General features: G+C 70.7%; 24 protein-coding genes. 12 read left to right on the top strand and 12 right to left on the bottom strand.

The annotated features are described in order from the left end of the window. Window positions 1-33 precede the first annotated feature (33 nt). Together pth and ACFRIC_RS29335 are read left to right on the top strand one after the other, a co-directional pair. On the top strand, window positions 34-645 hold the full coding sequence (gene pth, locus ACFRIC_RS29340) for an aminoacyl-tRNA hydrolase (protein ID WP_382791739.1): 612 nt from the start codon (window positions 34-36) through the stop codon (window positions 643-645). 127 nt (window positions 646-772) lie between these two features. Beyond that, window positions 773-1,270 (top strand): hypothetical protein, encoded by a 498-nt coding sequence (locus ACFRIC_RS29335; RefSeq protein ID WP_382791737.1) that lies wholly within the window; start codon window positions 773-775, stop codon window positions 1,268-1,270. A 189-nt stretch (window positions 1,271-1,459) separates the two neighbouring features. Here the strand turns inward: ACFRIC_RS29335 and ppc are convergent, their stop codons facing one another. Beyond that, window positions 1,460-4,192 (bottom strand): phosphoenolpyruvate carboxylase, encoded by a 2,733-nt coding sequence (gene ppc / locus ACFRIC_RS29330; RefSeq protein ID WP_382791734.1) that lies wholly within the window; start codon window positions 4,190-4,192, stop codon window positions 1,460-1,462. Window positions 4,193-4,542: 350 nt separating this feature from the next. Between ppc and ACFRIC_RS29325 the strand changes: the two genes are divergently transcribed. Continuing rightward, window positions 4,543-5,553, top strand: a complete 1,011-nt coding sequence (locus ACFRIC_RS29325) for an acyl-CoA desaturase (protein WP_382791731.1) — start codon at window positions 4,543-4,545, stop codon at window positions 5,551-5,553. Beyond that, window positions 5,550-6,230 (top strand): TetR/AcrR family transcriptional regulator, encoded by a 681-nt coding sequence (locus ACFRIC_RS29320; RefSeq protein ID WP_355761080.1) that lies wholly within the window; start codon window positions 5,550-5,552, stop codon window positions 6,228-6,230. Before ACFRIC_RS29325 ends, ACFRIC_RS29320 begins: the two co-directional genes overlap by 4 nt. Window positions 6,231-6,301: 71 nt before the next feature. Here ACFRIC_RS29320 and ACFRIC_RS29315 read toward each other — a convergent pair whose 3' ends face one another. Next, complete coding sequence (locus ACFRIC_RS29315) at window positions 6,302-6,685, bottom strand: glyoxalase (RefSeq protein ID WP_382791728.1); 384 nt, start codon at window positions 6,683-6,685, stop codon at window positions 6,302-6,304. After that, window positions 6,685-7,497 (bottom strand): trans-aconitate 2-methyltransferase, encoded by an 813-nt coding sequence (locus ACFRIC_RS29310; protein ID WP_382791725.1) that lies wholly within the window; start codon window positions 7,495-7,497, stop codon window positions 6,685-6,687. The genes ACFRIC_RS29315 and ACFRIC_RS29310 overlap by 1 nt, the downstream gene beginning before the upstream one ends. A gap of 181 nt (window positions 7,498-7,678) precedes the next feature. On the opposite strand from ACFRIC_RS29310, the gene ACFRIC_RS29305 reads away from it, so the two are divergent. After that, the gene (locus tag ACFRIC_RS29305; protein ID WP_103553555.1) at window positions 7,679-8,176 is read left to right on the top strand and encodes a MarR family winged helix-turn-helix transcriptional regulator; all 498 of its coding nucleotides are present in this window, start codon (window positions 7,679-7,681) and stop codon (window positions 8,174-8,176) included. On the opposite strand, the gene ACFRIC_RS29300 is transcribed toward ACFRIC_RS29305, so the two are convergent. Beyond that, on the bottom strand, window positions 8,135-8,902 hold the full coding sequence (locus ACFRIC_RS29300) for a response regulator transcription factor (protein WP_326787288.1): 768 nt from the start codon (window positions 8,900-8,902) through the stop codon (window positions 8,135-8,137). The two genes, ACFRIC_RS29305 and ACFRIC_RS29300, sit on opposite strands and share 42 nt — an antisense overlap. 256 nt (window positions 8,903-9,158) lie before the next feature. Here ACFRIC_RS29300 and ACFRIC_RS29295 point away from each other — a divergent pair, with 256 nt between their 5' ends. Further along, a complete protein-coding gene (locus ACFRIC_RS29295; protein WP_382792078.1) occupies window positions 9,159-9,662 on the top strand; it encodes a GNAT family N-acetyltransferase in 504 nt (167 codons plus the stop codon). 77 nt (window positions 9,663-9,739) lie between these two features. On the opposite strand, the gene galK is transcribed toward ACFRIC_RS29295, so the two are convergent. Genes galK through galT form a run of 3 tightly spaced genes read right to left on the bottom strand, consistent with a single transcriptional unit; the run spans window position 9,740 to window position 12,945 of the window. After that, complete coding sequence (galK, locus tag ACFRIC_RS29290; protein ID WP_382792075.1) at window positions 9,740-10,882, bottom strand: galactokinase; 1,143 nt, start codon at window positions 10,880-10,882, stop codon at window positions 9,740-9,742. Window positions 10,883-10,894: 12 nt separating this feature from the next. Then, window positions 10,895-11,860 (bottom strand): UDP-glucose 4-epimerase GalE, encoded by a 966-nt coding sequence (gene galE / locus ACFRIC_RS29285; protein WP_382791721.1) that lies wholly within the window; start codon window positions 11,858-11,860, stop codon window positions 10,895-10,897. Continuing rightward, window positions 11,857-12,945 (bottom strand): galactose-1-phosphate uridylyltransferase, encoded by a 1,089-nt coding sequence (galT, locus tag ACFRIC_RS29280; RefSeq protein ID WP_382791718.1) that lies wholly within the window; start codon window positions 12,943-12,945, stop codon window positions 11,857-11,859. The genes galE and galT overlap by 4 nt, the downstream gene beginning before the upstream one ends. A gap of 179 nt (window positions 12,946-13,124) precedes the next feature. On the opposite strand from galT, the gene ACFRIC_RS29275 reads away from it, so the two are divergent. From ACFRIC_RS29275 to ACFRIC_RS29265, 3 genes are all read left to right on the top strand, one after another. Then, complete coding sequence (locus ACFRIC_RS29275; protein WP_382791715.1) at window positions 13,125-14,825, top strand: sodium:solute symporter family protein; 1,701 nt, start codon at window positions 13,125-13,127, stop codon at window positions 14,823-14,825. 51 nt (window positions 14,826-14,876) lie between these two features. After that, the gene (locus ACFRIC_RS29270; protein WP_382791712.1) at window positions 14,877-15,194 is read left to right on the top strand and encodes a hypothetical protein; all 318 of its coding nucleotides are present in this window, start codon (window positions 14,877-14,879) and stop codon (window positions 15,192-15,194) included. A gap of 160 nt (window positions 15,195-15,354) precedes the next feature. Continuing rightward, window positions 15,355-16,662: a M48 family metalloprotease gene (locus ACFRIC_RS29265; protein WP_382791709.1), complete on the top strand. Its 1,308-nt coding sequence runs from the start codon at window positions 15,355-15,357 to the stop codon at window positions 16,660-16,662. A 1-nt stretch (window position 16,663) separates the two neighbouring features. Here ACFRIC_RS29265 and ACFRIC_RS29260 read toward each other — a convergent pair whose 3' ends face one another. Continuing rightward, window positions 16,664-17,065 (bottom strand): ATP-binding protein, encoded by a 402-nt coding sequence (locus ACFRIC_RS29260; protein ID WP_382791706.1) that lies wholly within the window; start codon window positions 17,063-17,065, stop codon window positions 16,664-16,666. Window positions 17,066-17,311: 246 nt separating this feature from the next. Here ACFRIC_RS29260 and ACFRIC_RS29255 point away from each other — a divergent pair, with 246 nt between their 5' ends. Genes ACFRIC_RS29255 through ACFRIC_RS29245 form a run of 3 tightly spaced genes read left to right on the top strand, consistent with a single transcriptional unit; the run spans window position 17,312 to window position 19,271 of the window. Then, window positions 17,312-18,163, top strand: coding sequence for a helix-turn-helix domain-containing protein (locus ACFRIC_RS29255; RefSeq protein ID WP_382791705.1), 852 nt, complete (start codon window positions 17,312-17,314; stop codon window positions 18,161-18,163). Window positions 18,164-18,172: 9 nt separating this feature from the next. Then, window positions 18,173-18,370, top strand: a complete 198-nt coding sequence (locus ACFRIC_RS29250) for a DUF397 domain-containing protein (protein WP_382791702.1) — start codon at window positions 18,173-18,175, stop codon at window positions 18,368-18,370. Window positions 18,371-18,374: 4 nt separating this feature from the next. Beyond that, entirely contained in the window at window positions 18,375-19,271 is an 897-nt protein-coding gene (locus tag ACFRIC_RS29245) for an NAD(P)-dependent oxidoreductase (protein ID WP_382791699.1), read from the top strand. 52 nt (window positions 19,272-19,323) lie between these two features. Here ACFRIC_RS29245 and ACFRIC_RS29240 read toward each other — a convergent pair whose 3' ends face one another. The 4 genes from ACFRIC_RS29240 to ACFRIC_RS29225 all read right to left on the bottom strand — a co-directional run bounded on the left by ACFRIC_RS29240 (window position 19,324) and on the right by ACFRIC_RS29225 (window position 26,471). Beyond that, window positions 19,324-20,031, bottom strand: coding sequence for a LuxR C-terminal-related transcriptional regulator (locus ACFRIC_RS29240; protein ID WP_382791696.1), 708 nt, complete (start codon window positions 20,029-20,031; stop codon window positions 19,324-19,326). A 300-nt stretch (window positions 20,032-20,331) separates the two neighbouring features. Beyond that, entirely contained in the window at window positions 20,332-22,284 is a 1,953-nt protein-coding gene (locus tag ACFRIC_RS29235) for a PQQ-binding-like beta-propeller repeat protein (RefSeq protein ID WP_382791694.1), read from the bottom strand. 79 nt (window positions 22,285-22,363) lie between these two features. After that, the gene (locus ACFRIC_RS29230) at window positions 22,364-24,274 is read right to left on the bottom strand and encodes a PQQ-binding-like beta-propeller repeat protein (protein WP_382791692.1); all 1,911 of its coding nucleotides are present in this window, start codon (window positions 24,272-24,274) and stop codon (window positions 22,364-22,366) included. A gap of 391 nt (window positions 24,275-24,665) precedes the next feature. Then, window positions 24,666-26,471 carry an ABC-F family ATP-binding cassette domain-containing protein gene (locus ACFRIC_RS29225; protein WP_382791690.1) on the bottom strand — a complete coding sequence of 602 codons (1,806 nt, stop codon included), beginning with the start codon at window positions 26,469-26,471 and terminating at the stop codon, window positions 24,666-24,668. Window positions 26,472-26,477 lie beyond the last annotated feature (6 nt).

Genomic DNA, 26,477 nt, shown 5'->3' with positions numbered 1-26,477 from the left:
TCGGGAGCGGCGGCTGCCGCGTATCAAGGACACATGGGAGACACGGACGTGACGACCGACGCCAACGCGCCCTGGCTGATCGTGGGCCTCGGCAACCCGGGCCCCGAGTACGCCATGAACCGGCACAACGTGGGCTTCATGGTGGCCGACCTGCTGGCCGGGCGGATCGGCGGGAAGTTCAAGCGGGCGGGCAAGGCGCAGGCCCAGGTGATCGAGGGGCGGATCGGGCCGCCCGGTCCGGCGAACCGCCGGGTGATCCTGGCCAAGCCGATGTCGTACATGAACCTGTCGGGTGGCCCGGTGACCGCGCTGCGGGACTTCTACAAGGTGCCGACGGCGAACATCGTGGCGGTCCACGACGAGCTCGACATCGACTACGGCGTGCTGCGGCTGAAGCTGGGCGGCGGCGACAACGGCCACAACGGTCTGAAGTCCATGACGAAGGCGATGGGCGCGGACTATCACCGGGTGCGGTTCGGCATCGGGCGTCCGCCGGGCCGTATGCAGGTGGCGGACTTCGTGCTGAAGGACTTCGGGTCCACCGAGCGCAAGGAGCTGGACTACTTCGTCGACCGGGCGGCGGACGCGGTGGAGTGTCTGGTGATCGAGGGCCTGGAGCGGGCCCAGAGCACGTACAACTCCTGAGGGCCGGGGCCCGCGAGGGCCCGGGGGACGCGGCGGGACTGCGCAGGGACGGGACCTGTGGTCGACGTACGCGTACAACTGCCGACTTGTCCCCTGCCGGGGTTGACCCAGCGCGCGGCCATGGCCAATGATCCCCGCCATGCGTGCCGTCACCTCACGTCAGAGCGCGTTCGCGGCGCTCCGTTTCGGACAGCTCGCGGCGATGGGCGTGGTCACCGGGCTCATCCTGATCGCGGGTGTGTGGGCCTCCTGGGGCACCGCGCAGCACGTGATGCTGAGCAAGGGCCGGGAGCAGGGCACGATCGCGGTGCGGTCGTGCTCGGGGGACGTCTGCACGGGTCCGTACACCCCGGCGTCGCCCGGTTCGCGGGCGCGGGCCCATGTCGTCATCGACGAGTCGGTGGCGGTGGAGAAGGGCCGGACGTACACGGTCACGGTGAAGCCCGGCAGCGACGAGGTCGTCCGCAGCGGCCCGGCCGGTCTGCTCTACGCGTGGGTCCCGCTCGGGGGTGCCCTGCTGCTCGCCTCGGTGGTGGTGGCGGGCGGTCTGCGACTGACCCGCGTGGCCTGGCTGATGGCGGGCACGGGGATGGCCCTGCTGACGGCGACGTTCCTGGTCGTGTGAGGGCACGCGCACGCGGACACGGCACGACCCGCGCGCCCCGACACACGGCACGGGCTCGCGCCACCGACGCAAGGCACGGACCCGTGCCACGGACATGCCACGGACACACGAAGGCGCCCTCCCCCCTCGTACGGGTACGAGCGGGAAGGGCGCCTTCTCGTCTGTCCGCCGGTGTCCGGCGGCGCCGGCTCAGCCGGTGTTGCGCAGACCCGCCGCCACACCGTTGACGGTCAGGAGCAGGGCCCGCGAGAGCAGCGGGTCCGGCGTCTGTCCGGCCGCGGCCTCGTCGCGCTGGCGCTTGAGGAGCGCGACCTGGAGGTACGAGATCGGGTCCAGGTAGGCGTCACGGATGGCGAAGGTCTGCTGGAGCACCGGGTTGGTGTCGAGCAGCTTGTCGCCGCCGGTGATGCGCAGCACCTCGCGCACGGTGAGCTCGTGTTCGGCCTCGATGACGTCGAACACGTGCTTGAGCTCGTCGGGGACGAGGGTGTCGACGTAGTGGCGGGCGATCCGCAGATCGGTCTTCGCGAGGGTCATCTCGACGTTCGAGAGGAAGTTCCGGAAGAAGTGCCACTGCTCGTGCATCTCGTCGAGCACGGTGTCCAGCCCGGCCTCGCGCAGTGCCTTGAGGCCGGAGCCGACGCCGAACCAGCCGGGCACGATCTGCCGGGACTGGGTCCAGCCGAAGACCCACGGGATGGCGCGCAGTCCGTCGAGCGAGACGCCCGAGCCGGGGCGGCGGGAGGGCCGCGAGCCCAGGTGCAGGTCGGCGAGCTGGTCCACCGGCGTGGAGGCGAGGAAGTACGTCGGCAGGTCGGGGTCCTCGACGAGCCTGCGGTAGGCGGAGTGGGCGGCGTCCGAGACGACGTCCATCGCCGCGTCCCAGCGGGCCAGCGCCTCGTCGGACTGGCGGGGCGCGGTGTGCAGGGCGGACGCCTGGAGGGTGGCGGCGACCGTCAGTTCCAGGTTCTCGCGGGCGAGCGAGGGGACGAGGTACTTGTCGGAGATGACCTCGCCCTGCTCGGTCACCTTGATCTCGCCCTCCAGGGTGCCCCAGGGCTGCGCGAGGATCGCGTCGTGCGAGGGGCCGCCGCCGCGGCCGACGGTGCCGCCGCGGCCGTGGAAGAGGCGCAGGCGTACGCCGTAGCGGTGGGCGACGTCGCGGAGCCGGCGCTGGGCGCGGTGGATCTCCCACTGCGAGGTGGTGATGCCGCCGAACTTCGAGGAGTCGGAGTAGCCGAGCATGACCTCCTGGACGTCCCCGCGCAGCGCCACGAGACGGCGGTACGAGGGGTCGGAGAGCATGTCCTCCAGGATGGTGTCCGCGGCCTTGAGCTCGTCGGTGGTCTCCAGGAGCGGCACGATGCCGATCTTGGCCCAGCCGGCGTGCAGGTCGAGCAGTCCGGCCTCGCGGGCGAGGACGGCGGCGGCGAAGACGTCGTCGGCGCCCTGGCACATCGAGATGATGTACGACTCGATGACCTCGGGCCCGAAGATCTTCAGGGCCTTCTTGACGGTCTCGAAGACGCCGAGGGTCTTCTGTCCGGCGGCGTCGAGCGGCGCGGGGGTGGGGCCGAGCGGGCGACGGGAGCGCAGTTCCTTGGCGAGGAGCTTGGCGCGGTAGTCGCGCGGCATGTCCACGTAGCGCCAGGACTCCTCGCCGAGGCGGTCGAAGAGCTGGCCGAGGGCGTGGTGGTGGGCGTCCGCGTGCTCGCGTACGTCCATGGTGGCGAGCTGGAGACCGAACGCGGCGAGCGTGCGGATGGTGCGGTTCATGCGGCCGTCGGCGAACAGGCCGCCGCGGTGCTCGCGCAGCGAGGTCTGGATGAGGGTGAGGTCGCGCAGCAGCTCGGCGGTGCCGAGGTAGTCGCGGCCGTCCTGGTGGGGTGTGCCCTTGGCCAGGCGGTCCTTGGTGTTCTCCAGCTTCTGCCGGATGCAGGTGGCCTTGAGGCGGTAGGGCTCTTCGGCGTTGAGGCGCTTGTAGCGGGGGCTGATCTCCGGCAGGCGCTCCAGGTCGCTCTGGAGGGATTCCAGGAGTTCCTCGGTCGCGCCGGTGTAGCGGATGGAGTTCGACAGGAAGCCGCGGAGCTCGTCGATGAGTTCCAGGGCGTCGTTGATGCCGTGCTCGTGCTGGAGGATCAGGACGTCCCAGGTGACGTCGGGGGTGACGTTCGGGTTGCCGTCGCGGTCGCCGCCGATCCAGGTGCCGAAGGTGAGCGGGCGGGTGTCGTCCGGGAGGGCGACGCCGACGCGTTCGAGTTCGGCGGTGAGGTCCTCCAGGACGTCGCCGACGGCGCCGGCGTGCAGCTCGTCCAGGTAGTAGATGGCGTTGCGGGCCTCGTCGGCGGGCTCGGGGCGCACGACGCGGAGTTCGTCGGTCTGCCACACGAGGTCGATGTTCTCGGCGAGGCGGGTGTCGTAGCGGCGGCGGTCGGCCTCGATGACCGGGGTCTCGAGGAGCGCGGCGATGCGCCGCAGCTTGTTGAGGACCGAGCGCCGGGCCGCCTCCGTGGGGTGGGCGGTGAACACCGGGCGGACGTTGAGGTTCTTGACCGTCTGGCGCAGGTGCTCGGGGTCGGCGTCCTTGAGCCGGTCGGCCGTCCGGGCGAGGAGGCTGCCCTCGGCGGCGCGCTTGGCGCGCAGCTCGCGGCCGCGGTGCACCTGCTCGGTGACGTTGGCGAGGTGGAAGTAGGTCGAGAAGGCGCGGACCAGCTTGGCGGCGGTCTCCAGCTCGGTGCCGCGCAGCAGCTCGGCGGCGGCCTCGCCGTCCTCGCGGGTCAGGCGGCGGACCTTCTCGACCAGTTCCAGGAGCTCGGGACCCTCCTGCCGTACGAGGGTCTCGCCGAGCAGGTCGCCCAGGCGGCGGATGTCGGCGCGCAGTTCGCTGCTGGTCGTCGTGGTCTGGTCGTCGGCACTGCTCACAGGTGCGGCTCCTTGCAGTGGTGAAGCTCGTCTGAAGAGTGGGGAATCTCGTTCGAAGCTCGTCTGGGAGGGAACCCGGGTGACGACCGCGCGCGGCGGGTGCCGCTTAGGGAGGTGGCATCCGGGAAGAAATCAGAACGGACCGCGCTGTCCGACCGATACCAAGGATAGGTGTCCCCTCGGACGCGCAGGCTCACGGGCTCTTGCCGCCGGGCTACGCGCTGACATACTTACGACGCCGTAGGTTACGGACCCGTAGGTATTCCCGTCGGACGACGGGGGGACCCTGGGTTCGGACCCGGACACCCTTCCCCGTCGTTCCTCACCCTCGAACCCCACAGGGGACGCCCATGACCACGAGTTCCGATGTGATCGACGACGCCCCGCGGGCGGACGGCGACACCTCGCTGCCCGCCGCGACCCTCGGCGGCGAGAAGAAGGGGTCGCTCGAACAGATCACCCTCCTTCTCTTCATCACCGTTCCGTTCCTGGCCCTGCTGGCGGCGGTTCCGCTGGCCTGGGGATGGGGGCTGAGCTGGCTGGATGTCGGCCTGCTGGTCTTCTTCTATTACCTGGGCTGCCACGGTGTGACGATCGGCTACCACCGCTATTTCACCCATGGTTCCTTCAAGGCGAAGCGTCCCCTGCGGATCGCGATCGCGGTCGCGGGGTCGATGGCGGTCGAGGGCCCGCTCGTGCGCTGGGTCGCCGACCACCGCAAGCACCACAAGTTCTCCGACGCTGAGGGCGACCCGCACTCGCCGTGGCGCTACGGCGAGACGGTGCCGGCGCTGATGAAGGGCCTGTGGTGGGCGCACATCGGATGGATGTTCGACGAGGAGCGGACCTCGCAGGAGAAGTACGCCCCCGACCTGGTCAGGGACCCGGTGATCCGGGCGATCTCGCGTCAGTTCATCCTCTGGACGCTGCTCTCGCTGGCGCTGCCGGCCCTGATCGGCGGCCTGGTGACGATGTCGTGGTGGGGCGCGTTCACCGGGTTCTTCTGGGGGTCACTCGTCCGGGTGGCGCTGTTGCACCATGTGACCTGGTCGATCAACTCGATCTGTCACGCGGTCGGCAAGCGTCCGTTCAAGTCGCGTGACCGTTCGGGCAACGTGTGGTGGCTGGCGGTCCTCTCGTGCGGGGAGTCCTGGCACAACCTCCACCACTCCGACCCGACGTCCGCGCGGCACGGTGTGGACCGCGGCCAGCTCGACTCCTCGGCGCGGTTCATCCGCTGGTTCGAACAGCTCGGATGGGCCTACGACGTGCGCTGGCCGTCACGCTCGCGTCTCGATTCCCGCCGCAGCGACGACGGGAACGGCTCCCGACGCAAGACGGAAACCGCCGAAGCGGCATGATTGACGGCGTGGCGACCGACTCCAGCAGCACCCCGAGCAGCAACGAGAAGCCGCGGCGCGCGCGGCGCACCCGCATGACCGGCGCCGAGCGCCGTCAGCAGCTGCTGGAGATCGGCCGCACCCTGTTCGCGGCCAAGGGCTTCGAGGGCACGTCGGTGGAGGAGATCGCGGCCAAGGCCGGTGTCTCCAAGCCGGTGGTCTACGAGCACTTCGGCGGCAAGGAGGGCCTGTACGCGGTGGTGGTGGACCGCGAGATGCGGCGGCTGCTGGACATGGTGACCGGTTCGCTGACGGCGGGGCATCCGCGTGAGCTGTGCGAGCAGGCGGCGTTCGCCCTCCTGGACTACATCGAGGAGTACACGGACGGGTTCCGCATCCTGGTCCGCGACTCCCCCATCCCGCAGTCGACGGGTTCGTTCGCGTCCTTGATCTCGGACATCGCCACCCAGGTGGAGGACATCCTGGGCCGCGAGTTCAAGAGCCGCGGCTTCGACTCGAAGCTGGCGCCGCTGTACGCCCAGGCCCTGGTCGGCATGGTCGCGCTGACGGGCCAGTGGTGGCTGGACGTCCGCAAGCCGCGCAAGGCGGAGGTCGCCGCGCATCTGGTGAATCTGGCGTGGCACGGCCTGGACGGTCTGGAGCCGAAGCCCCGGCTGATAGGGCATCGCAAGGCCTAGAAAACGGGCCGGGAGCCCCGCTCCCGGCCCTTCGCGGTTCCTGCTCCGCGGTCCCTGCTCCGCGGGGCGCCTCAGTCAGGCGCAGCGTCCGGCTCCGGGTCCGGCTCCAGGAATTCGAGGCGGTTGCCGACGGGGTCCTCGGAGAAGAAGCGCCGGTGACCGGGCAGGTCCTCGTCCCAGGTGACGGGGAAGCCGGCGGCCGCGATCCGTGCGGCACAGGCGTCGATGCCGGTGACCCGCAGCCCGGGGTGGGCCTTCTTCGCGGGACGGAAGGATGCCTCGATCCCCAGGTGCAGCTCGACGGCCCCCGCCCGGAACCAGCAGCCCCCGCGGGCGGCGAGGACGGGCGGCTTGGGCGTCTCGGTCATGCCGAGGGCGTCGACGTAGTACGCGCGCAGCCGGTCCTCGGAGCCCGGTGGGGCGGCGAGCTGGACATGGTCGAGCGCGGTGAGCATCAGGCCTCCTTCCGGGCCACGGCGAACAGCCGGCGGAACGGCAGGACCGTGCCGTACGGCCGCGCGGGGTAGGCCTCGCGCAGCAGGTCGCGGTAGGCGCCGAGGAAGGCGTCCGTGGCCTCGGGGTCGTCCGCGAGGGCGGTCAGCACGGGCCGCAGCGCGGTCCCCTTCGCCCAGTCGAGCACGGGGTCGGGGCCGGTCAGCAGTTGCATGTACGTGGTCTCCCAGACGTCCGTCCGGCAGCCGGCGCCCTCCAGCCGGTCCAGGTAGACGAGCGGGTCGTGGACCGAGTCGGCGGGGCGGAGGGTGTCGCCGACGAGGCCCTTCCAGCGCGGGGAGGTGGCGAGTTCGCGCAGGAGGACGTGCAGCGGGGCGTCGGTGTTGTGCGGCATCTGGAAGGCGAGGGTGCCGCCGGGCGCGAGGGCGTCGAGCCAGCCCGGCAGCGAGTCCAGGTGTCCCGGCACCCACTGGAGGGCGGCGTTGGAGGTGATCAGGTCGTACGTCTCGGCGGGTGCCCAGTCGGTGAGGTCGGCGTGGGCGAAGTCGAGCCGTCCGCCGCCGGCGGTGGGACCGGCGTGCTCCTCGGTCCTGGCCAGCATGTCGGCGGAGTTGTCGTAGCCGGTGATGCGGGCGGTGGGCCAGCGGTCGGCAAGCTGGACGGTGACGTTGCCGGGGCCGCAGCCGAGGTCGGCGATGCGGGCGGGCTCGTGGGGAAGATCGGTGACCTGGGCGAGAAGGTCGGCGAAGGGGCGGGCCCGGTGACGGGAGTGGCGCAGGTACTGACCCGGGTCCCAGGTGGGGGTGGCAGCCATGGGTGGCCTCCTCGAAGTCGACGTCGCCGCGGTCGCGGGGCGCGGGCCGCTGAAGGGCGCGGCGACCGGACCGTTCGGATCTCCAGCCTCACAGGAAATCTATCTCGACGTCAAGAGACTTGTCATCGAGAAGCTCTACATCAAGAGACTTCATGTCGACACAACCACTACACTGATCGTCATGGAGGACGAGGTCGATCGGCTGGTCGCTGCGTGGCGCCGGGAGCGCCCTGACCTCGACGTGGAACCGCTCGAGGTGCTCAGCCGGGTGAGCAGGCTGGCCCGGCACCTGGACCGTGCGCGTCGGCTCGCTTTCGCCGAGCACGGCCTGGAGCCCTGGGAGTTCGACGTCCTGACGGCGCTGCGGCGCGCGGGATCCCCGTATCAGCTCTCCCCCGGACAGTTGCTGACCCAGACGCTCGTCACCTCCGGCACGATGACGAACCGCATCGACCGTCTGACCAAGAAGGGTCTGGTGGAGCGCCTCCCGGACCCGAGCGACCGCAGGGGCGTGCTCGTCCGCCTCACGGACGAGGGATGCGACCGCGCCGACCAGGCACTGGCCGGTCTGCTCGACCAGGAGCGGGCGATCCTCGCCGAGCTGAGCCGGGCCCAGCGCGGTGAACTGGCCGGGCTGCTACGCCAGTTGACCGCCCCGTTCGACAACATCCCCGGTTAGGTCCACGGGTCCGACCCCGGCCCGCCTGGCCAGTGCGACGGCGGCGAGGGTGGAGTGCACCCCGAGCTTGCCGAGGACGTTCTGCATATGGGTGCGGACCGTGTGCGGCGACAGGAACAGCCGCTCCGCCACCGCCTTGCGCCCGAGCCCGGCGACCATGCACCGCAGCACCTCGCGCTCGCGGGGCGTCAGCGACTCGACGAGCCGCTCGCTCTCGGTGCGGTGCTTGCGCGCGGCGGTGAGCTCGCGCAGCACCCCGGTGAGCAGGGCGGGCGGCAGATGGGTCTCGTCGCGCAGCACACCCCGTATGACGGTGAGCAGCCGCGACAGCGAGCAGTCCTTGGCGACCCATCCGGAGGCCCCGGCCTGCAGGGCGAGCGCGGCCCGGCGCGGGTCGTCCTTCTCGGCCAGCACGACGGTCCGTACGCCCGGCTGTCCCGAACGCACCCCGGCGACCAGCGAGATGCCGTCGACCAGGCCGTCCTCGTTGCTCTCCTGGACGGGCACCGCCGGACGCATCCCGGGCAGATTGCCGCCCAGGTCGGCGTCGACGAGCAGCACGTCGAAACGGCGGCCCTCGGCCGCCGCGCGTTCGAGGCAGCGCAGCGCGGCCGGACCGCTGCCGGCGGCGGACACGTCGACGTCGGGCTCGGCCGCGAGCGCGGCGGCGAGCGACTCGGCGAAGATGCGATGGTCGTCGACGACCAGTACTCGGATGCGAACCACAGAAACCCCCACTGTCGGGGGACGATCCGTACGGGTACGGCGCCCGAGGTGATCCCGGGTCCGCTTGCGACCCGGAAAACGAGGTGCCTCCGCCGCACGGCCGCCGCCGTGCTGGAAGTGCTACCCCCACTACGGGCGTCGTACCCGACTGTCTCGCCCCCTGATCAGCACCGGCCCCCACCGGCACTGTTCATCAGAGTACGGGTGGGGGCGGGGAGCGGAAGGCAATTTGCAGAACTGGTTGGCCAGCGCGTTTATGGTGAGCCGTATGTTTCGTATCGAGACAGGAGACGACAAGGAGCGGCGGGATCTGCTCCGCAGACGGCTGCTGGACACGAACACGGCGGCGTCCCCGGTGCTGCGCGCGCTGCGCGGAACCCCAGGTGAGCGGGAACTTCCGCTCCATGTCTGGGCCTTGGACGAGGACGGCGGCCTGGCCGGCGGTCTGGCGGGCCACACCTGGACGACCTGGCTGCACGTCACCTATCTGTGGGTCGACGACCGCCATCGCGGCACGGGCCTGGGCACGCGGCTCCTGACCGAGGCCGAAGGGGCAGCCACCGGACGCGGCTGCACCGCCGCCCGCGTGGAGACCTGGGACTTCCAGGCCCCGGACTTCTACCGCAAGCAGGGCTACGAGGTGGTGTCCGTGATCCCGGACTACCCTCCGGGAATCACGGAGTACACCCTGACAAAGCGCTGGAACCCGGCCCCCTCCGACACAAGCTCCAGCACGAGTCCCAGCCCCTCCGGCGTTTGAGGAGCGGGGGGGGTTCGGGGGGCGGAGCCCCCCGAGGACGGGACGGGAAGGGGCGGAGGGGGCGAAGAAGCCGTGGCTCAGCCGATCCGCCGGGCCCCGGCCGAAGGCACAGCAGGGAACACCCGCGGAGCGGTGAAGCCCGCCTCGGCGAAGGCCTCCACCACAGCCTTGGTGACCCCGTCGATGTCGGCGGACTCGACCAGCACGACAGCGGACCCCCCGAACCCACCCCCCGTCATACGGGCCCCCAGCGCACCGGCGGAGTTCGCCGCCGACACGGCGAGATCCAGCTCGGCACACGAGATCCGCAGATCGTCACGCAGCGAGGCGTGCCCGTCCGTCAGGACCGGCCCGATCGCCCGGACGTCCCCCGCGTCCAGCAGCGAGACGACCCGGTCCACCCGGTGGTCGTCGGAGACGACGTGGCGGACGTAGCGGCGGACCCGCTCGTCGGAGAGCCGGGCGAGCGCCGCGTCGAGCTCCGCGTAGGGGACGTCGCGCAGATGGGACACCCCGAGCTGCCGGGCCCCCTCCTCACAGCCCGCACGCCGCTCGGCGTACGCCCCGTCGCCGAGCGCGTGCTTCACCCGGGTGTCGACGACGAGGAGTTCGAGGCCCTGGGAGGCGAGATCGAAGGGGATCTGGCGGATGGAGAGGTCGCGGCAGTCGAGGTGCAGGGCGTGCCCCTCGGTGCAGCACGCCGAGGCCGTCTGGTCCATGACCCCGCAGGGCACGCCGACGAAGTCGTTCTCGGCACGCTGGGCGAGCCGGGCCAGCTCGGGCCGGGTGAGCCCGAGTCCGTACAGCTCGTCGAGGGCGAGGGCGGTGACGACCTCCAGGGCCGCCGAGGAGGACAGCCCGGCGCCGGTGGGGACGGTGGAGGCCAGGTGGATGTCCGCGCCGCCGACGGCGTGGCCGGCCTCGCGCAGCGCCCACACGACACCCGCCGGATAGGCGGCCCAGCCGGTGTCCGACCGGGGCGTCAGTTCGTCGACGCGCAGTTCGACGACGGGTCCGTCGATGTCCGCCGAGTGCAGCCGCAGCACGCCGTCGGACCGGCGGGACACCGCCGCGACCGCCGTGTGCGGCAGCGCGAGCGGCATCACGAACCCCTCGTTGAAGTCCGTGTACTCGCCGATCAGGTTGACCCGGCCGGGCGCCGCCCACACGCCCTCGGGCGCGGCGCCGTACAGCGCCTCGAAACCCTCACGTACCCCCACCTGCTCCACCCGCTATCCCTTCGTCGTGTTCTGTGCGAACTCCCACGCGTCCGCGACGATCCCCGCGAGATCCGCGCGGGACGGGTTCCAGCCGAGCCGCTCCCGGGCGGTCTCGGCCGAGGCGACCAGGACCGCCGGGTCCCCGCCGCGGCGCGGTGCCACGACCTCGGGGATCGGGTGTCCGGTCACCTGGCGCACCGTCTCGATGACCTCGCGGACGGAGAAGCCGTTGCCGTTGCCGAGGTTGCAGATCAGGTGCTCGCCGGGGGTCGCGGCCGAAAGGGCCAGCAGGTGCGCCTCGGCGAGGTCCGCGACATGGATGTAGTCGCGGATGCAGGTGCCGTCCGGCGTCGGGTAGTCGTCGCCGAAGACGGAGATCGCGTCGCGGCGGCCCTGCGCGACCTGGAGGACCAGCGGGATGAGGTGCGACTCGGGGTCGTGCCGCTCGCCGCTCTCGCCGTAGGCGCCGGCCACGTTGAAGTAGCGCAGCGAGACGGCGCCGAGCCCGTGGGCGGCGGCCTCGCCGGTGATCATGTGGTCGACCGCGAGCTTGGAGGCGCCGTAGGGGTTGGTGGGCCGGGTCGGCGCGGACTCCACGATCGGGGTGGTCTCGGGCTCGCCGTAGGTCGCGGCGGTGGAGGAGAAGACCAGCGTGCGCACTCCCGCGTCGCGCATCGCGGCGAGCAGGGCCATGGTGCCGCCGACGTTGTTGTCCCAGTACTTCTCGGGCTTCACCACGGACTCGCCGACCTGCGAGAACGCGGCGAAGTGCAGGACGGCGTCGTACGAGGGGTCCAGCCACTTGGCGGCGTCGCGGATGTCGCCCTCGACGAAGGCGGCGCCGGCGGGCACGCCCTCGCGGAAGCCCGTCGAGAGGTTGTCGAGGACGGTGACCTCGTGGCCCGCCTCCAGCAGGTGGCGCGCGACCACGCTGCCCACATAGCCGGCTCCGCCCGTGACCAGGTACTTCCCACTCATGTACTCGCTACCTCTCGCAGTCGCTGAGCCGCGGTCTCCGGCGGCACGTCGTTGATGAACACGTTCATGCCGGACTCGGAACCCGCGAGGAACTTCAGCTTGCCGGAAGTGCGGCGAATGGTGAAAAGCTCGAGGTGGAGCGCGAAGTCGTCCCGGTTGACGCCTTCGAACTCCTCCAGCGGGCCGAAGGGAGCCTGGTGCCACGCCGCGATGTACGGCGTCGGCGGCTCGCCCGTCCCGTCCTTCCCACCGTCCGGTCCGTCGAAGATCCGGTCGAAGCGCCTCAAGAGTTCCAGATAGACCTGGGGGAACTCTGTGCGCGCGTCCTCGTCGAGGCCGAGCAGGTCGGGCACGCGGCGGCGCGGGTAGAGGTGGACCTCGTAGGGCCAGTGGGCGGCGTACGGGACGAAGGCGACCCAGTGGTCACTCGTCAGGACGATCCGCGAACCGTCGGCGAGTTCCCGCGCGAGGACGTCGTCGAACAGATTCGCCCCGCCGGCCGCCTCCTTGTGCGCGGCGAGGGATCGCAGCATCAGGGCGGTACGGGGGGTGGTGAAGGGGTAGCCGTAGATCTGCCCGTGCGGGTGACCGAGTGTCACACCGATCTCGGCGCCGCGGTTCTCGAAGCAGAAGACCTGCTGGACGGAGGGGAGATGGGAGAGTTCGGCGGTGCGGTCCGTCCAGGCCTCCAGGACGAGGGCCGCCTGCGCCTCCGTCAGGTCCGCGAAGGACGCGTCGTGGTCGGAGGTGAAGCAGACGACCTCGCAGCGGCCGGAGTCGCCCGCCAGCGAGGGGAAACGGTTCTCGAAGACGACCACGTCGTACGAGGATTCGGGGATCTCGCTCAGCCGGTCGCCCGAGGACGGGCACAGCGGGCATTCGTCGGCCGGGGGGTGGTAGATGCGCCCCTGACGGTGGGAGGCGATGGCCACCGAGTCGCCGAGCAGCGGGTCGCGGCGCACCTCGGAGGTGGTGACGGTGGGGTCGAGCGGGCGCCGGTCCACCGTGTCGCGCACCTGGTCGTCGCCCGCGTCGTAGTAGATGAGCTCACGACCGTCGGCGAGCCGGGTCGAGGTCTTCTTCACAGTCGGACTCCCCATCAGCACCCGATCAAACCTTCAAACATAACCGAACACAACAAACCACAAGCCACCACCGCAGTCAACGTCACAATCAAACAAAGGTCACCATCAGGAGGGTGCATTTGTTGAATGCGGAGGCATAGGTTCCGGTCCGATAGGTTCATGCGACGAAGCGAGTTCTGATGCAGTCCCCCACGTATCCGCCCCAAGCGGGCACCCTGCTCGCCGCCGAGCTGCGTCTCCCCACGAACGCACTCGACTACACAATCCTCGGCATCTACTTCGTGGTCGTCCTGGGCATCGGCTTCGCGGCCCGCCGCTCGGTGCGGACGAGCCTCGACTTCTTCCTGTCCGGACGCTCACTGCCCGCCTGGATCACCGGGCTGGCGTTCATCTCGGCCAACCTGGGCGCCACCGAGATCCTCGGCATGGCCGCCAACAGCGCGCAGTACGGCGTCTACACCGTGCACTGGTACTGGATCGGCGCCATCCCCGCGATGGTCTTCCTGGGCCTGGTGATGATGCCGTTCTACTACGGCTCCAAGGTCCGCTCGGTCCCCGAGTTCCTGCTCCTGCGCTTCGACAAATGGGCGCACCTGCTGAGTTCGGTCCTGTTCGCCTTCGCCGCCGTCCTCATCGCCGGCGTCAACCTCTACTCGCTCGCGATCGTGGTCGAGGCGCTCCTCGGCTGGCCGCAGTGGGTGGCGATCGTGGTGGCCGGGTTCTTCGTCCTGGCGTACATCACGCTCGGCGGCCTCTCCTCCGCGATCTACAACGAGGTGCTCCAGTTCTTCGTGATCCTGGCGGCCCTGATCCCGATCGCCGTGCTCGGCCTGCACCGGGTGGGCGGCTGGGGCGGTCTGACCGACTCCCTCGACAAGACCCACGGCACCGACTTCACGACGGCCTGGGGCGGTACGGGCATCGGCAGCGACAACCCGCTCGGCGCCAACTGGCTGACCATCGTGCTCGGTCTCGGTTTCGTGCTGTCCTTCGGCTACTGGACGACGAACTTCGCCGAGGTGCAGCGCGCGCTGTCGGCCAAGAACCTCTCCGCGGCCCAGCGCACCCCGCTGATCGCGGCCTACCCGAAGATCTTCATCGTGTTCCTGGTGATGATCCCGGGCCTGGTGGCGGCCGTCCTGGTCCCGAAGATCGGCACCCCCGGCTCGGATCTCCAGTACAACGACGCGATCCCTTATCTGATGCAGGAGTTGCTGCCGAACGGTGTCCTCGGCATCGCGGTGACCGGCCTGCTGGCCGCGTTCATGGCGGGCATGGCGGCCAACGTCTCGTCCTTCAACACGGTCTTCACGACCGACATCTGGGCGAAGTACGTGGTGAAGGGCCGCGAGGACTCCTACTACGTGCGCTTCGGCCGGCTGATCACGGTGATCGGTGTCCTGGCGTCGATCGGCACGGCCTTCCTGGCCTCGTCCTTCTCCAACATCATGAGCTACCTCCAGACGCTCTTCTCCTTCTTCAACGTGCCGATGTTCGCGGTCTTCATCATCGGCATGTTCTGGAAGCGGGCGTCGGTGAAGTCGGGCTTCTGGGGCCTGCTGGCCGGGACGACGGCCGCGATGGTGAACTACTTCGTCCTCTACAAGCAGGGCATCATCGGCTTCCCCTCCGACCAGGGCGCCAACTTCGTCTCCGCGATCGTCGCCTTCGTGGCCGGCGGCGTGGTGATGGTCGGGGTCTCGCTCTTCACCGCCCCCAAGCCCGCGCGGGAGTTGGAGGGCCTGGTCTACGGCACCGTGTCCCCGGGCATGGCCGAGCCGCCGGCCGCCGGTGACGACGCCTGGTACCGCAAGCCCGCCCTGCTGGGCTGGGGCGCGATGATCCTGGCCGCCGCCTGCTACATCCCGTTCTCGTTCTGACCTCGTTCCGACGAGCCCCGGCCCACTCCGACGAGGGAGAATAAGGAAACCATGTCCGACTATTCGGAAAGCGACGCGCAGAGCCAGGTCTCGGACCTCGAGAAGAAGTCCGCGACCGCCGCCCGTCTGTTCGACATCCGCCGCATCATCGGCGGCCTGTTCGTGATCTACGGGATCATCGTCACCATCGCCGGCATCACGGCCTCCGACGCCGACCTCGCCAAGGCCGGCGACATCAACATCAACCTGTGGACCGGCCTCGGCATGCTCGCCCTCGGCCTGTTCTTCCTGGCCTGGCTGTGGCTGCGCCCGCTGCCGCCGACGGTGCCGGAGACTCCGTCCGAGGAGCAGGCGCCGCCGACGGCCTGACTCCCCCGACCGGGGCCGGAGTTCACTCGGAACTCCGGCCCCGGTGCACGAAAAGCTCCTGGACCTGGCCCTTTACGTCGCCACACCTCTGTGATCTCCTTCGCCGGGACAGGTACGGACGGCCTCTGGGGAGGGGCCGTGGGGCAGGGGAGAGCAAGCGATGGACACCGCCGCGGTGGAGACGGTTCAGCCATGCCCGGATTGCGGGGCCGAGGTCCGCGGGGACAGCCGCTTTCCTTCGTGGTGCACCGGCTGCGACTGGAACGTCGATCCGGAACGCCCGGAGGAGAAGCGGGGCCGGCTCGCCGAGGCGCGGCGGGCCCAGGCCCGACGGCACGGTGAGCGTCTGCTGGCCGAACTGACCGCGGGCGGAACCCTGAAGGCCCGGCGGGACTCCTCGGCCCGTCTCGCCTTCGCTGTCGCGCTCGTCGTCCACGCCCTGACCCTGGCCCTGACCGCGGGCGGTGTCTGGTTCCTGATCGGGAGTTGGGGCGGCTGGGGGATGCTGCCGGGCGCCTTCCTCCTCGCCCTGGGGTGGTCGCTGCGGCCCCGGTTCGGCAGGCTGCCAGAGAACACCTCCGTCCTGCGCCGCGCCGACGCGCCCGAACTCTTCGCGCTCGTCGACGAGGTCGCCCGCGTCGCCGGCACCCGCGGTGTCGACGCCGTCGTGGTCGACGGCGAGATCAACGCGAGCGTCCGGAGCTACGGTCTGCGCGGGCGGCGGCTCCTCACCCTGGGGCTGCCCTTCTGGGAAATCCTCACACCGCAGCAGCGGATCGCCCTGCTGGGCCACGAGATGGGCCACTTCGTCAACGGCGACACCCGGCACGGCTTGGTCGTCGGGACCGCCCAGCGTTCGCTGGCGACCTGGTACTACTACTTCGCGCCGGTCGGCGCCGACGCGCTCGACGACACCGACGTGTTCACCGTGATCCTCAACATGATCTACGTCGTACCCCGTCTGCTCGTCCGCGGCATGCTGACCGTCCTCGACGGCCTCACCCTGCGTTCCACCCAGCGGGCCGAATATCTCGCCGACCGGACGGCGGCCCGGGTGGGGTCCACCCGGGCCGCGCTGGAACTCATGGAGCAGACGCTCATCTCCGACTCGGCCGCGGTGGTACTGCAGCGCGAGACCAACCTCGCCGCCCTGAAAGGCCCGCGCGGCGGGCGGGACGGGCGCGAGACCGCCGGCCGGGCGGACGAGCTGTGGCAGCGTCTGGCCGCGGAACTGGCGTCCGTTCCGGAGCGGGAGCGCGAACGTCTGCGCCGGGTGGGCACGCTGCGCGGCCACAGCGTCGACGCGACCCATCCGCCCACCCATCTGCGCCACGCCTGCCTGCTGATCGGGGAGGCCGTGCCCCCCTCGGTCGTGACCGACGACGAGCGGGAGCACCGGATCGCCGGGGAACTGGCCGACGCGCGCACCAAGGTGGCCCGGCAGATCCTCCAGGACGGCTACCGATGAGCTAGGCGGCAGCCAATTCGCACCACACGTATTTGCCCGTGTCGCCGCCCTGGCGGAGTGGATGCCAGCCCCAGTCGTCGGCGCAGGCTCGGACCAGGACCAGGCCCCGGCCCGCTTCGGCGTCGGAGGTGACCGGCAGGTCGTACGGCGGCGGCAGCGGGCTCGCGTCCCAGGCTCCGATCCGCAGCACCCCGCCCCGCCAGGCCAGCCGCAGGGCCGCTGGCCCCTTCGTATGCCGTACGGCGTTGGAGACCAGCTCCGCCGCCAGCAGCTCGGCGACGTCCGCGAGCCGGATCAGTCCGTGCAGGGTCAGGACCAGGCGAACGGTGCGACGGCAGACGGTGACGGCGCGGGTGTCGTGGGGGATGTGAAGGGAGTAGGTCCAGGGCTCGTTCGTGGGCATGGCTGAACTCCGGTTCTGGTGTGGGGAGTCGGGAGTTCGCTGGGCGCGCGGGCGGTGGCAGTGTCACAGCCGCCGTGGCAGGACGGAGTGGTGCGCTTCCGGGACCCCGAGGTTCCGCAGCGTGTGCGTCGCGTCACCGACGGTAGGGTAGGAATTCCTACCCTCGCAACCTCCTCGCGTAATCTGACACCCGAACGGGGAGGCCAACCCCACCCGTTCTCGGGGCCATTGAGAGGGCGGCACTGGATGACGATGCGGAACCAGCCCACGGCACGGCAGGTACGCCTGGGCACCGAACTGCGCCGACTGCGGGAAGCCGCGGGCAGGTCCGCGCGGGAAGTGGCAGGGCTGCTCGGCTCCAGCTCGACCCACATGAGCCAGATCGAAGCGGGCACCTCGGGCATCAACGAGGAACGTCTGCGCCGACTGGCGGCTCATTGCGCCTGCGCGGACGGGGAGTTGATCGAGGCCCTCGTCGCGATGGCCTCGGACCGGACAAAGGGCTGGTGGGAGGAGTACCGAGGTGTACTGCCCACCCCGTTCCTCGACCTGTCCGAGCTCGACCACCACGCGGCGTTCCGCCACGACGTGGCCGTCATCCACGTTCCCGGACTTCTCCAGACGGAGGACTACGCGCGCGCCCTCTTCTCGTACATGGCACCCGAGCTTCCGCGGAGCGAGGTCGACGCCCGGGTGGGCCACCGGATGAAGCGTCGCGTGGTCATCGACCGACCCGACCCGATCAGGTACGAAGCCGTGATCCATGAGGCCGCGCTACGGATCCGTGTGGGCGACCGTGCCGTCGCGCGCGCCCAGTTGGAACGCATCCTGGAGCATTCCGAAGCGGAGCACGTCACCGTTCGAGCCATCCCCTTCGACGTGGACGGCTTCGCGGGTGCCGGCAGCGCGATGGGCCATCTCGGAGGTCCCGTACCCCGTCTGGACACCGTCGTACGCGACGCACCCCACGGCACCGGGTTCATCGATTCCGAGGCCCAACTGGCCCACTTCCGAACACTCTTCCGTAGGGTTGAGGAATCGTCGCTGAGCCCCGAGCGCTCGCGCGACTTCATCCGGAAGCTGGCAAAGGAACTGTGAGGCGACGTCATGGCCGATCCCGCCAACTGGCAGAAGTCCTCCTTCTCCGGCGGCGGTGAGGGCAACGACTGCGTCGAACTCGCCTCCACCCCCGACCTCGTCCACCTCCGCGAGAGCGACACCCCGGGCACCCGGCTCTCGACCGACCCTGGTGCCCTTGTCCATCTCCTGAACCACATAAAGAACAGGACCGACGGGGAAGGCTGACCCCATGACCGACAAACTCACTGTCAGTGTTCTCGGCACCGGCATCATGGGGGCCGCCATGGCCCGGAATCTCGTGCGGGCCGGGTACGGTGTGCGGGTCTGGAACCGGACCCGGGACAAGGCCGAGCCGCTGGCCGGCGACGGCGCGCACGTCGCGGACACCCCGGAGGAGGCCGTACGGGGCGCCGACGTCGTCCTGACCATCCTCCACGACGGCCCGGCCGCGCTCGACGTCATGCGCCGGGCCGCACCCGGGCTGCGCGCGGGGGCCGTCTGGGTGCAGTCCACGACCGCCGGCACCGAAGCCCTCGGCGAGCTGGCCGAGTTCGCCGACGCGCAGGGGCTCCCCTTCTTCGACGCACCCGTCCTCGGGACACGCGCACCCGCCGAGGCCGGGCAGCTCACCGTGCTCGCCGCGGGCCCGAGCGCGGCCCGCGACACCGTGACACCCGTCTTCGACGCCGTCGGCGCCCGGACGGTGTGGACCGGCGAGGACGGCGCGGCAGGCAGCGCCACCCGGCTCAAGCTCGTCGCCAACAGCTGGGTGCTGGCCGCCACGGCCGCGACCGGGGAGGTGCTCGCCCTGGCCAAGGGCCTCGGCGTGGCCCCGGAGGACTTCTTCGGCCTCATCGAGGGCGGCCCGCTCGACATGGGCTATCTGCGCGCCAAGGCCGACCTGGTCCTGGAGGACCGGCTGTCCCCGGCCAGCTTCGCCGTCACCACCGCTGAGAAGGACGCCCGCCTGATCGTGGGAGCGGGAGCGCGGCACGGCGTGCGGCTCGACGTGGCCGAGGCCGCCGCGGAACGCTTCGGCCGCGCCGGTGCCCTCGGCCACGGGGACGAGGACATGGCCGCCGCGTACTTCGCGAGCTTCGAGGAGGGCAAGCCCCCCTCCTCGTAGCACCGCGGACCCGGCTCCTCGGAGCCGCGCGGACCCGCGGAGCCCGTACGTCTCAGCGGGACGTGTCCGCGGGGCCGTGGGGACTCTGGGCCGGGATCGGGCCCGCGCGGTCCAGCAGGCCCGTGCGGGCCGCGAGCGCCGCCGCTTCCAGGCGGGATCCCACGCCCAGCTTCATCAGGACCCGCTGGACGTGGGTGCGGGCCGTGGACGGGGCGATGCCCATGCCGGCCGCGATGAGCCGGGTGTCCTCGCCGTCGGCGACCCGCACCAGGACCTCCACCTCGCGGGGTGTGAGCATCTGGAGCAGCCGCTGGCCCTCGTCGTCGGGCTGGGCGGCGGGGTTGAGCAGTTCGCTGAAGGCGCCCTGGAGCAGTTGCGGGGCCACGGCCGCCTCGCCCGCCCTCGCCTTCATGATCGCGCGCTCGACACCCTCGATGCGCTCGTCATGACGTACGTAGCCGGAGGCACCGGCGGCGAACGCGGCCGCGATCCCGCGCGGGTTGGGCACCGGTCCGAGCACCAGGACGGCCACCTGCGGACGCTCCCGCTTGATCCGCACCACCGGGTCGAAGATCCCCGGCTCGGCGGGTGTCGCCGTGCCGATCAGGCACACCTCGGGTGCCCGTGTGATCACCAGCTCCGCCGCCCCCGCGGCGGGCGCCGCCGCGGCGAGCACCCGGTGCCCGCGCAGCTTCAGCGCCGAGGCCAACGCCTCGGCGAGCAGTCGGTGGTCGTCGACCACCATGAGCCGGACTCCCATCAGGCAACCCCCCAGTCCCCCCGAGCATCCCCACTGGTTCCCCGTGGATTAGGAGCCCCCCGGCTCTCCATCCCCCGGAAGCTACACGCTTGTTCGACGTTGCGCTTCCCCTACTGGAGAGAAGTGCCCCGGAATATCGAAATCCCACCCAATAGGAAGTGTTGCGGGGTACGTGTGCGGCCCCGCCCCTGAACAGGGACGGGGCCGCACACGGTGTTTCGGCCCGAACAAATCAATCCGGGGAAACGATCACCGCATTCTTTCGAAGATGATCACTTTGGTTCACTCGAAAGGTGACGGTTACTTCGTTCCGAAGGCGATCGCCAGGTACGCCTTGTCCGTCGCGGAGGTCGGCTTGTCCGCGTAGACCTGGGACATGTACAGCCGGCCGTCGGCGTAGAGGATCTCGGCGTAGTCCGGGAGCATGCTCGACTCCGCGTCACGCGTCGACTGGGTGGCCGGGTTCTCCATCAGCTTCGTCTCCTTGAAGGAGGTTCCGTCGATGCTGACGATCTGCCCGCCCTTGTCGTACGGCGGCCGCTTGTACGCGAGGAGGCTGGTGCCGTCCATGCGCAGCGGGGTGATGCTGTAGCCGTCGCCCGCGTCCGCGCGCTGGCCGGTCTGCTTGCCGGTGGCCAGGTCGAAGGCGACGATCTCGTTGGTCCGGCTGTAGTCACCGGAGCCGTCGTGCTCCTCGGTCGGGATGTACAGCTTGTCGTTGCCGACCGCGAGCGACTTGCAGAACTCGATCTTGGTGATGCCGTCGCACTTGGCCGCGTACGTCTTGCCGGGGGCCGAGATCTTGGCCCGCAGCTTGCCGGTCTTGTTGTCGATGGAGAAGAAGTCCGAGATGCCGCTGCCGTCACCGGCGGAGTCGCCGACGTCGGCCGCCACGACCAGCGGGTCGGTGGAGACGACGCTGGCGTACTCGATGCCGGGCGACATCTTGTACTCGGAGATCACCTTCCCGGACTTCGGGTCGATGGTCTGGATGTGGAGCTGGCGCGTGCTGCCGTACTGGCCGCACTTGCGGACCGCGACCAGCTTGACGCCGCCGCCGTACCCGGAGTCGTAGCAGCTGTCGCCCGTCTTGGGCGCCCACAGGGCCTTGCCGGTGGAGATGTCGAACGCTCCCCCGCCACCCGTGCTGCCCGCGGCGACCGTGTTTCCGCTGATCGTCACGTTGTCGAGGTTGATCACCTGGTCACCGGACTTGATCGTCCGGGTCCAGAGCTTGGCGCCCGCGTCGAGATCGATCGCGGCGAGCTGGGTGCATCCGTGCGAGGGCTGCGCCTTGGTGGGCATGGCCGGCTCGTAGATGATCGCCGAGCGGTTGGCGTCCGTGCTGTGCAGGCTGGCCTGGCACACCGGGCCGGGAAGCTTGATCGTCCAGTTCTTGGCGCCGGTCTTCGGGTCGTAGCCGTTGATCTCGGCGTTGCCGGTCTTGGCGTACACCTTGTCGGTGAGCCAGGAGCCGGACGTGGTCACGCTGGTGACGTCCTTCGGCACGGCCGGCGCGGGGATCTGGAAGAGCAGGTCGGAGTTGGTGTTCGCCGGCACCTTCTCGCCGCCGGTGCCCTTCTTGTCCCCGCCCTTGTCGTCACCGTTGCCGCCGGTGACACCGCCCGACTTCCCGACGTCGTGCTTGTTGCCCCCGTCGGAGCGCTGCGAGTACACGATTCCCGCGCCGACGATCAGCGCGACGGCCACGACGGCCGCCACGATGATGAGCAACTGGCTGTTGACCTTGCGCCCGCCGCTCGCCTGCGGGGCCTGCGGCTGCATCGGCATGGTCTGCGGCTGCGGGTAGCCGTACGGGCTCGGCTGCGCGGCGGGGTTGTACGGGGCCTGGGCGCCGTACGGAGCCTGCGGCTGGCCCGGGTAGCCGTAGCCCGGCTGGCCCGGGGGCGGCGTCTGCGGATAGCCGTACGGCTGCTGCGGGGACGCCGGCGGGGGCGTCTGGGGGTAGCCGTAGCCGGGGCCCGCGGCGGCGGGCGGAGGGGTGGGCGGGCCGAACCCGCCGGCGGGCGGCTCCTGCGGGGCACCGAAGCCCTGCGCGGGCGCACTCTGCGGGGCACCGAAACCGGGCGCGGGCGCGTCCTGCGGGGCGCCGGAACCCTGCGCGGGCTGCTCCTGCGGGGCGCCGGGCTCGGGGTCTGCCCCGCCCGGAGTCTGCTGAGAGCCCTGGGAGGGTTCCTGCGGTGCGCCGAAGCCCTTCGGGGGCTCGTTCGGCGGCGGGGGCGGCTGGCTCATGACGTGAATACCTCGGGATAAGAAGGGACGGCGGGCCTGTGCGCGTGCGGGACGCGAGGGAACGGGACGGGAGCGTCGGTCACTTGCCGTAGGCCAGCATCAGCTTCTCCTTCGCCTCGTCGTTGCCCGTCAGGCGGGTCGTGGAGATGTAGAAGCGTCCGTCCACGAAGTCGACGGCCTTGGAGTAGAAGCCGGCCTCGATCGCCGCGGTGCCCTGCGGGTTCTGGAGCAGCTTCGTGGGCGTGTGGCCGCTCCCACCCGTCGGGATCGACACGACGCGGCCGCCCCCGTCGTACGACGCCTCGACGTAGGCGACGAGCGCGCCGCCGTCCGTCTTCATCGGCATCATCGTCGCGTCCGTCGGGGACTTGACGCGCCACTTCTCCTTGCCGGTCGCGAGGTTGAACGCGACGATCTCGTTCGGCCCGGTCTTCGCCTCGGTCGGCAGATAGAGCGTGTCGGCGTCGGCGACGGCACCGAAGCAGCCCGCCAGGTCACGGTCGAGGATCGCGAATCCGCACTCCGGCGCGAAGCCGTCGTCGCTCTTGAGCTGGGAGCGCAGGTCGCCGTTGTCCTTCAGGACGGTGATGTTGAACTTCTTCTTCGCGTCGTTCGTCAGGTAGAGCACGACCGGGTCCACGGAGTAGGCGCGCCCGACCCGCCAGCCCTTGGGGATCTTCGTCGTCCAACGGGCCTTGCCGGTGGCCGGGTCCAGTTCCTGCACCTCGTCGTGCTCGGTGCTGCTGCCGGCCCCGCAGGCCGAGACGGCCAGCAGCTTGGAGCCGCCCGCGAATCCCGCCGGGTAGCAGCTCGCGCCGTACTTCTTCTTGTCCCAGAGCTTCCTGCCGCTGCCGACGTCGTAGGCCGTTCCCGACATCGAGCGGCCGACCGTCAGCGTCTTGCCGGTGATGGACAGGTCGATCGAGATCGTGCTGTCGAACAGATCGCCCTCCGCGACCTGCGCGGTCCAGCCCTTGGCTCCGGTGTTCAGGTCGACCTGCTGGAGCTGGTTGCACTTCGCGCTGCTGGCGGAGCCGCTCATGTAGGCGACGACGACCTTGTCGTCGGCCGTCTTCTGCGGGGTGACCGCGCAGATCTTCTGCGGGAAGGTCAGCGCGGGCCAGGCCGGCTTGCCGTCACCGACGTCGAACGCGAAGAGCTGCTTGTACGCGGCCTTCACCGCCGCCTTGCCGGTGATCCACATGCCGGGGGCCTCGGCACCCGAACCGGGCGCGTCCGGCGCCGACTTGTACCAGAGGACCTTCGCCTCGCCCGCCTTGCGGCCGGCGTTCAGGTCGTCGTTCTCCTCGCCGCCGTCACCGCTGCCGTCGCCGGGGTTGACCGGATCGTCCGAGGCGGGCGCGGACACGGACGGGCTGTGGCTGGGACTCTCCTTCGCGACGGGCTTCTTGTCGCCCCCGCCGCTGGTGACCGCCCACACGGTGCCGCCGACGACGAGCAGACCCGCCACCGCCGCGGCGACGACGAGCGCGGGCTTCCCCTTGAGCGGGTTCTTCGAGCCACCGCCGGGACCGCCGGGCTGCGGGGTGCCGGGACCGCCCGGGTAGGGCGCCTGGGGCGGATAGCCGTACCCCTGCTGCTGCCCGTATCCGTACGGACCGGGCTGGCCGTAGGGGCCCGGCTGCTGCGGCTGCCCGTACGGTCCGGGCTGCTGCGGCTGTCCGTACGGACCCGACTGGGCGTAGGGGCCGGGCTGCTGCGGGTATCCGTAGCCGGGCTGCGGAGGTCCGGCGGGCGGGGTGTTCTGGGGCGCGGGCGCCTGGGGCGGCTGCGCGGGAGGAGCGGGCGTGCCCTGCGGCGCGGGAGGCGTGTTCGGAGGCGTGCCCTGCGGCGGCGGAGGCGTGCTCTGCGGTGCGCCGAAGCCACCACCCGACCGCGGGTCCGGCGAGGCGCCGGCGCCGCCCGTCGGCGGCTGGTCCTGCGGTGCTCCGAAACCGCCCTGCGGTGGCTGACTCGGCGGCTGACTCATCAGCGCGTCCCCCTCTTCACTGATGTGACCCCCCACCGGCGGCACCCGTTTCGCGCCTCGTCCGGTGGATCTCAGACTGTTCTCAGACCGCTCTTTCTATCACTCCAGGGGGCGTGAACAGGGGGCCGGTGCGCGCCCTGTTCCCAAGGGAGGACCGGGCTGTGATGCCGCCGTTACGCGCCTTCACGCGCCCTTCACGCCGGGCGCGCAAGGCGAGTTCAGCGGCCGGGGACGTCCGTCACGCGGGGCGCTTTCGACAACTCGGGGGCACCTGGGGGCACTTGCGCGCCCTTCGCGCGGGCCGTGCGCGCCGGGCCCGCACGCCGGGCGGGCGGTGCCTCCGCGACCCGAAGACACCGCCCGCCTCACAAGGGGCTGTCGCCCCTCGCGCTCACGCGTCTTCCGCCAGCTCCAGCCAGCGCATCTCCAGTTCCTCCCGCTCGCCCGCCAACTCGCGCAGTTCGGTGTCGAGTCGGGCGACCTTGCCGAAGTCGGTGGCGTTGTCGGCGATCTGGGCGTGCAGCTTCGTCTCCTTCTCGGAGATCTTGTCGAGCTGCCGCTCGATCTTCTGGAGTTCCTTCTTCGCGGCGCGGGCGTCGGCGGCCGACGCGGACTTCGCCGGGGCGGGAGCGGCGGCGAGCACGGTGGCCGCGGCCGCCTCCTCCATCTTCCTGCGCCGCTCCAGGTACTCGTCGATTCCGCGCGGAAGCATCCGCAGGGTGCCGTCGCCGAGGAGCGCGAACACGTTGTCCGTGGTGCGCTCGATGAAGAAGCGGTCGTGGGAGATCACGATCATGGAGCCGGGCCAGCCGTCGAGGAGGTCCTCGAGCTGGGTGAGGGTCTCGATGTCGAGGTCGTTCGTCGGCTCGTCGAGGAAGAGGACGTTGGGCTCGTCCATCAGCAGGCGCAGGATCTGCAGCCGGCGGCGCTCACCGCCGCTGAGGTCCCCGACCGGCGTCCACTGCTTCTCCTTGTTGAAGCCGAACGTCTCGCAGAGCTGCCCCGCGGTCATCTCGCGGCCCTTGCCGAGGTCGACGCGGTCGCGGACGGACTGGACGGCCTGCAGGACGCGCCAGGTGGGGTCGAGTTCGCCGACCTCCTGGGAGAGGTAGGCGAGCTTGACGGTCTTGCCGGTGACGATCCGGCCGGCGGCGGGCTGCTGCTCGCCCTCGGTGCGGGCGGCCTCGGCCAGGGCCCGCAGCAGGGAGGTCTTGCCCGCTCCGTTCACACCCACCAGGCCGACACGGTCACCGGGGCCGAGCTGCCAGGTCAGGTGCTTGAGCAGCACCTTGGGACCGGCCTGGACGGTCACGTCCTCCAGTTCGAAAACGGTCTTGCCGAGCCGGGAGTTGGCGAACCGCATCAGCTCGCTCTTGTCGCGGGGCGGCGGCACGTCGGCGATCAGCTCGTTGGCGGCCTCGACGCGGAAGCGCGGCTTGGAGGTGCGGGCGGGGGCGCCGCGGCGCAGCCAGGCCAGCTCCTTGCGGACCAGGTTCTGCCGCTTGACCTCCTCGGTCGCGGCGATGCGCTCACGCTCGGCGCGGGCGAACACGTAGTCGGAGTAGCCGCCCTCGTACTCGTAGACCGCGCCCTTCTGCACGTCCCACATCCGGGTGCAGACCTGGTCGAGGAACCACCGGTCGTGCGTGACGCAGACCAGGGCGGAGCGGCGCTCGCGCAGGTGTCCGGCGAGCCAGGCGATGCCCTCGACGTCCAGGTGGTTGGTGGGCTCGTCGAGGACGATCAGGTCCTGCTCGTCGATGAGCAGCTTCGCCAGCGCGATACGGCGGCGCTCGCCGCCGGAGAGCGGGCCGATCACGGTGTCGAGGCCCTGCGGGAAGCCGGGCAGGTCGAGACCGCCGAACAGGCCCGTCAGGACGTCCCTGATCTTGGCGTTGCCCGCCCACTCGTGGTCGGCCATGTCCCGGATGACCTCGTGGCGCACGGTGGCCTCGGGGTCGAGCGAGTCGTGCTGGGTGAGCACGCCGACGTTCAGGCCGCCGGAGTGCGTGACACGGCCGGTGTCGGGCTCCTCCAGCCGGGCGAGCATGCGGATCAGGGTGGTCTTGCCGTCACCGTTCCGGCCGACCACGCCGATGCGGTCGCCCTCGCTGACGCCGAGGGAGACCCCGTCGAGCAGTGCACGGGTGCCGTACACCTTGCTGACGGACTCGACATTGACCAGGTTGACGGCCATTTCTCT

The sequence above is a fragment of the Streptomyces sp. NPDC056738 genome (assembly GCF_042790435.1).
Lineage (GTDB): Bacteria > Actinomycetota > Actinomycetes > Streptomycetales > Streptomycetaceae > Streptomyces.
Note: the sequence above shows the minus strand (reverse complement) of the source record. Positions and strands in the feature narration are given on the sequence as shown.

Bases quoted from the DNA above. Each gene is read 5' to 3' on its own strand.
- ACFRIC_RS29260 (WP_382791706.1), bottom strand. From the start codon at position 17,065: ATGCCCACGAACGAGCCCTGGACCTACTCCCTTCACATCCCCCACGAC.
- ACFRIC_RS29325 (WP_382791731.1), top strand. From the start codon at position 4,543: ATGACCACGAGTTCCGATGTGATCGACGACGCCCCGCGGGCGGACGGC.
- ACFRIC_RS29270 (WP_382791712.1), top strand. From the start codon at position 14,877: ATGTCCGACTATTCGGAAAGCGACGCGCAGAGCCAGGTCTCGGACCTC.
- ACFRIC_RS29240 (WP_382791696.1), bottom strand. From the start codon at position 20,031: ATGGGAGTCCGGCTCATGGTGGTCGACGACCACCGACTGCTCGCCGAG.
- ACFRIC_RS29275 (WP_382791715.1), top strand. From the start codon at position 13,125: ATGCAGTCCCCCACGTATCCGCCCCAAGCGGGCACCCTGCTCGCCGCC.
- ACFRIC_RS29245 (WP_382791699.1), top strand. From the start codon at position 18,375: ATGACCGACAAACTCACTGTCAGTGTTCTCGGCACCGGCATCATGGGG.
- ACFRIC_RS29335 (WP_382791737.1), top strand. From the start codon at position 773: ATGATCCCCGCCATGCGTGCCGTCACCTCACGTCAGAGCGCGTTCGCG.
- ACFRIC_RS29265 (WP_382791709.1), top strand. From the start codon at position 15,355: ATGGACACCGCCGCGGTGGAGACGGTTCAGCCATGCCCGGATTGCGGG.
- ACFRIC_RS29310 (WP_382791725.1), bottom strand. From the start codon at position 7,497: ATGGCTGCCACCCCCACCTGGGACCCGGGTCAGTACCTGCGCCACTCC.
- ACFRIC_RS29250 (WP_382791702.1), top strand. From the start codon at position 18,173: ATGGCCGATCCCGCCAACTGGCAGAAGTCCTCCTTCTCCGGCGGCGGT.
- pth (WP_382791739.1), top strand. From the start codon at position 34: ATGGGAGACACGGACGTGACGACCGACGCCAACGCGCCCTGGCTGATC.
- galE (WP_382791721.1), bottom strand. From the start codon at position 11,860: ATGAGTGGGAAGTACCTGGTCACGGGCGGAGCCGGCTATGTGGGCAGC.
- ACFRIC_RS29225 (WP_382791690.1), bottom strand. From the start codon at position 26,471: ATGGCCGTCAACCTGGTCAATGTCGAGTCCGTCAGCAAGGTGTACGGC.
- ACFRIC_RS29295 (WP_382792078.1), top strand. From the start codon at position 9,159: ATGGTGAGCCGTATGTTTCGTATCGAGACAGGAGACGACAAGGAGCGG.
- ACFRIC_RS29315 (WP_382791728.1), bottom strand. From the start codon at position 6,685: ATGCTCACCGCGCTCGACCATGTCCAGCTCGCCGCCCCACCGGGCTCC.
- ACFRIC_RS29235 (WP_382791694.1), bottom strand. From the start codon at position 22,284: ATGAGCCAGCCGCCCCCGCCGCCGAACGAGCCCCCGAAGGGCTTCGGC.
- ACFRIC_RS29230 (WP_382791692.1), bottom strand. From the start codon at position 24,274: ATGAGTCAGCCGCCGAGTCAGCCACCGCAGGGCGGTTTCGGAGCACCG.
- ACFRIC_RS29255 (WP_382791705.1), top strand. From the start codon at position 17,312: ATGACGATGCGGAACCAGCCCACGGCACGGCAGGTACGCCTGGGCACC.
- ACFRIC_RS29320 (WP_355761080.1), top strand. From the start codon at position 5,550: ATGATTGACGGCGTGGCGACCGACTCCAGCAGCACCCCGAGCAGCAAC.
- ACFRIC_RS29305 (WP_103553555.1), top strand. From the start codon at position 7,679: ATGGAGGACGAGGTCGATCGGCTGGTCGCTGCGTGGCGCCGGGAGCGC.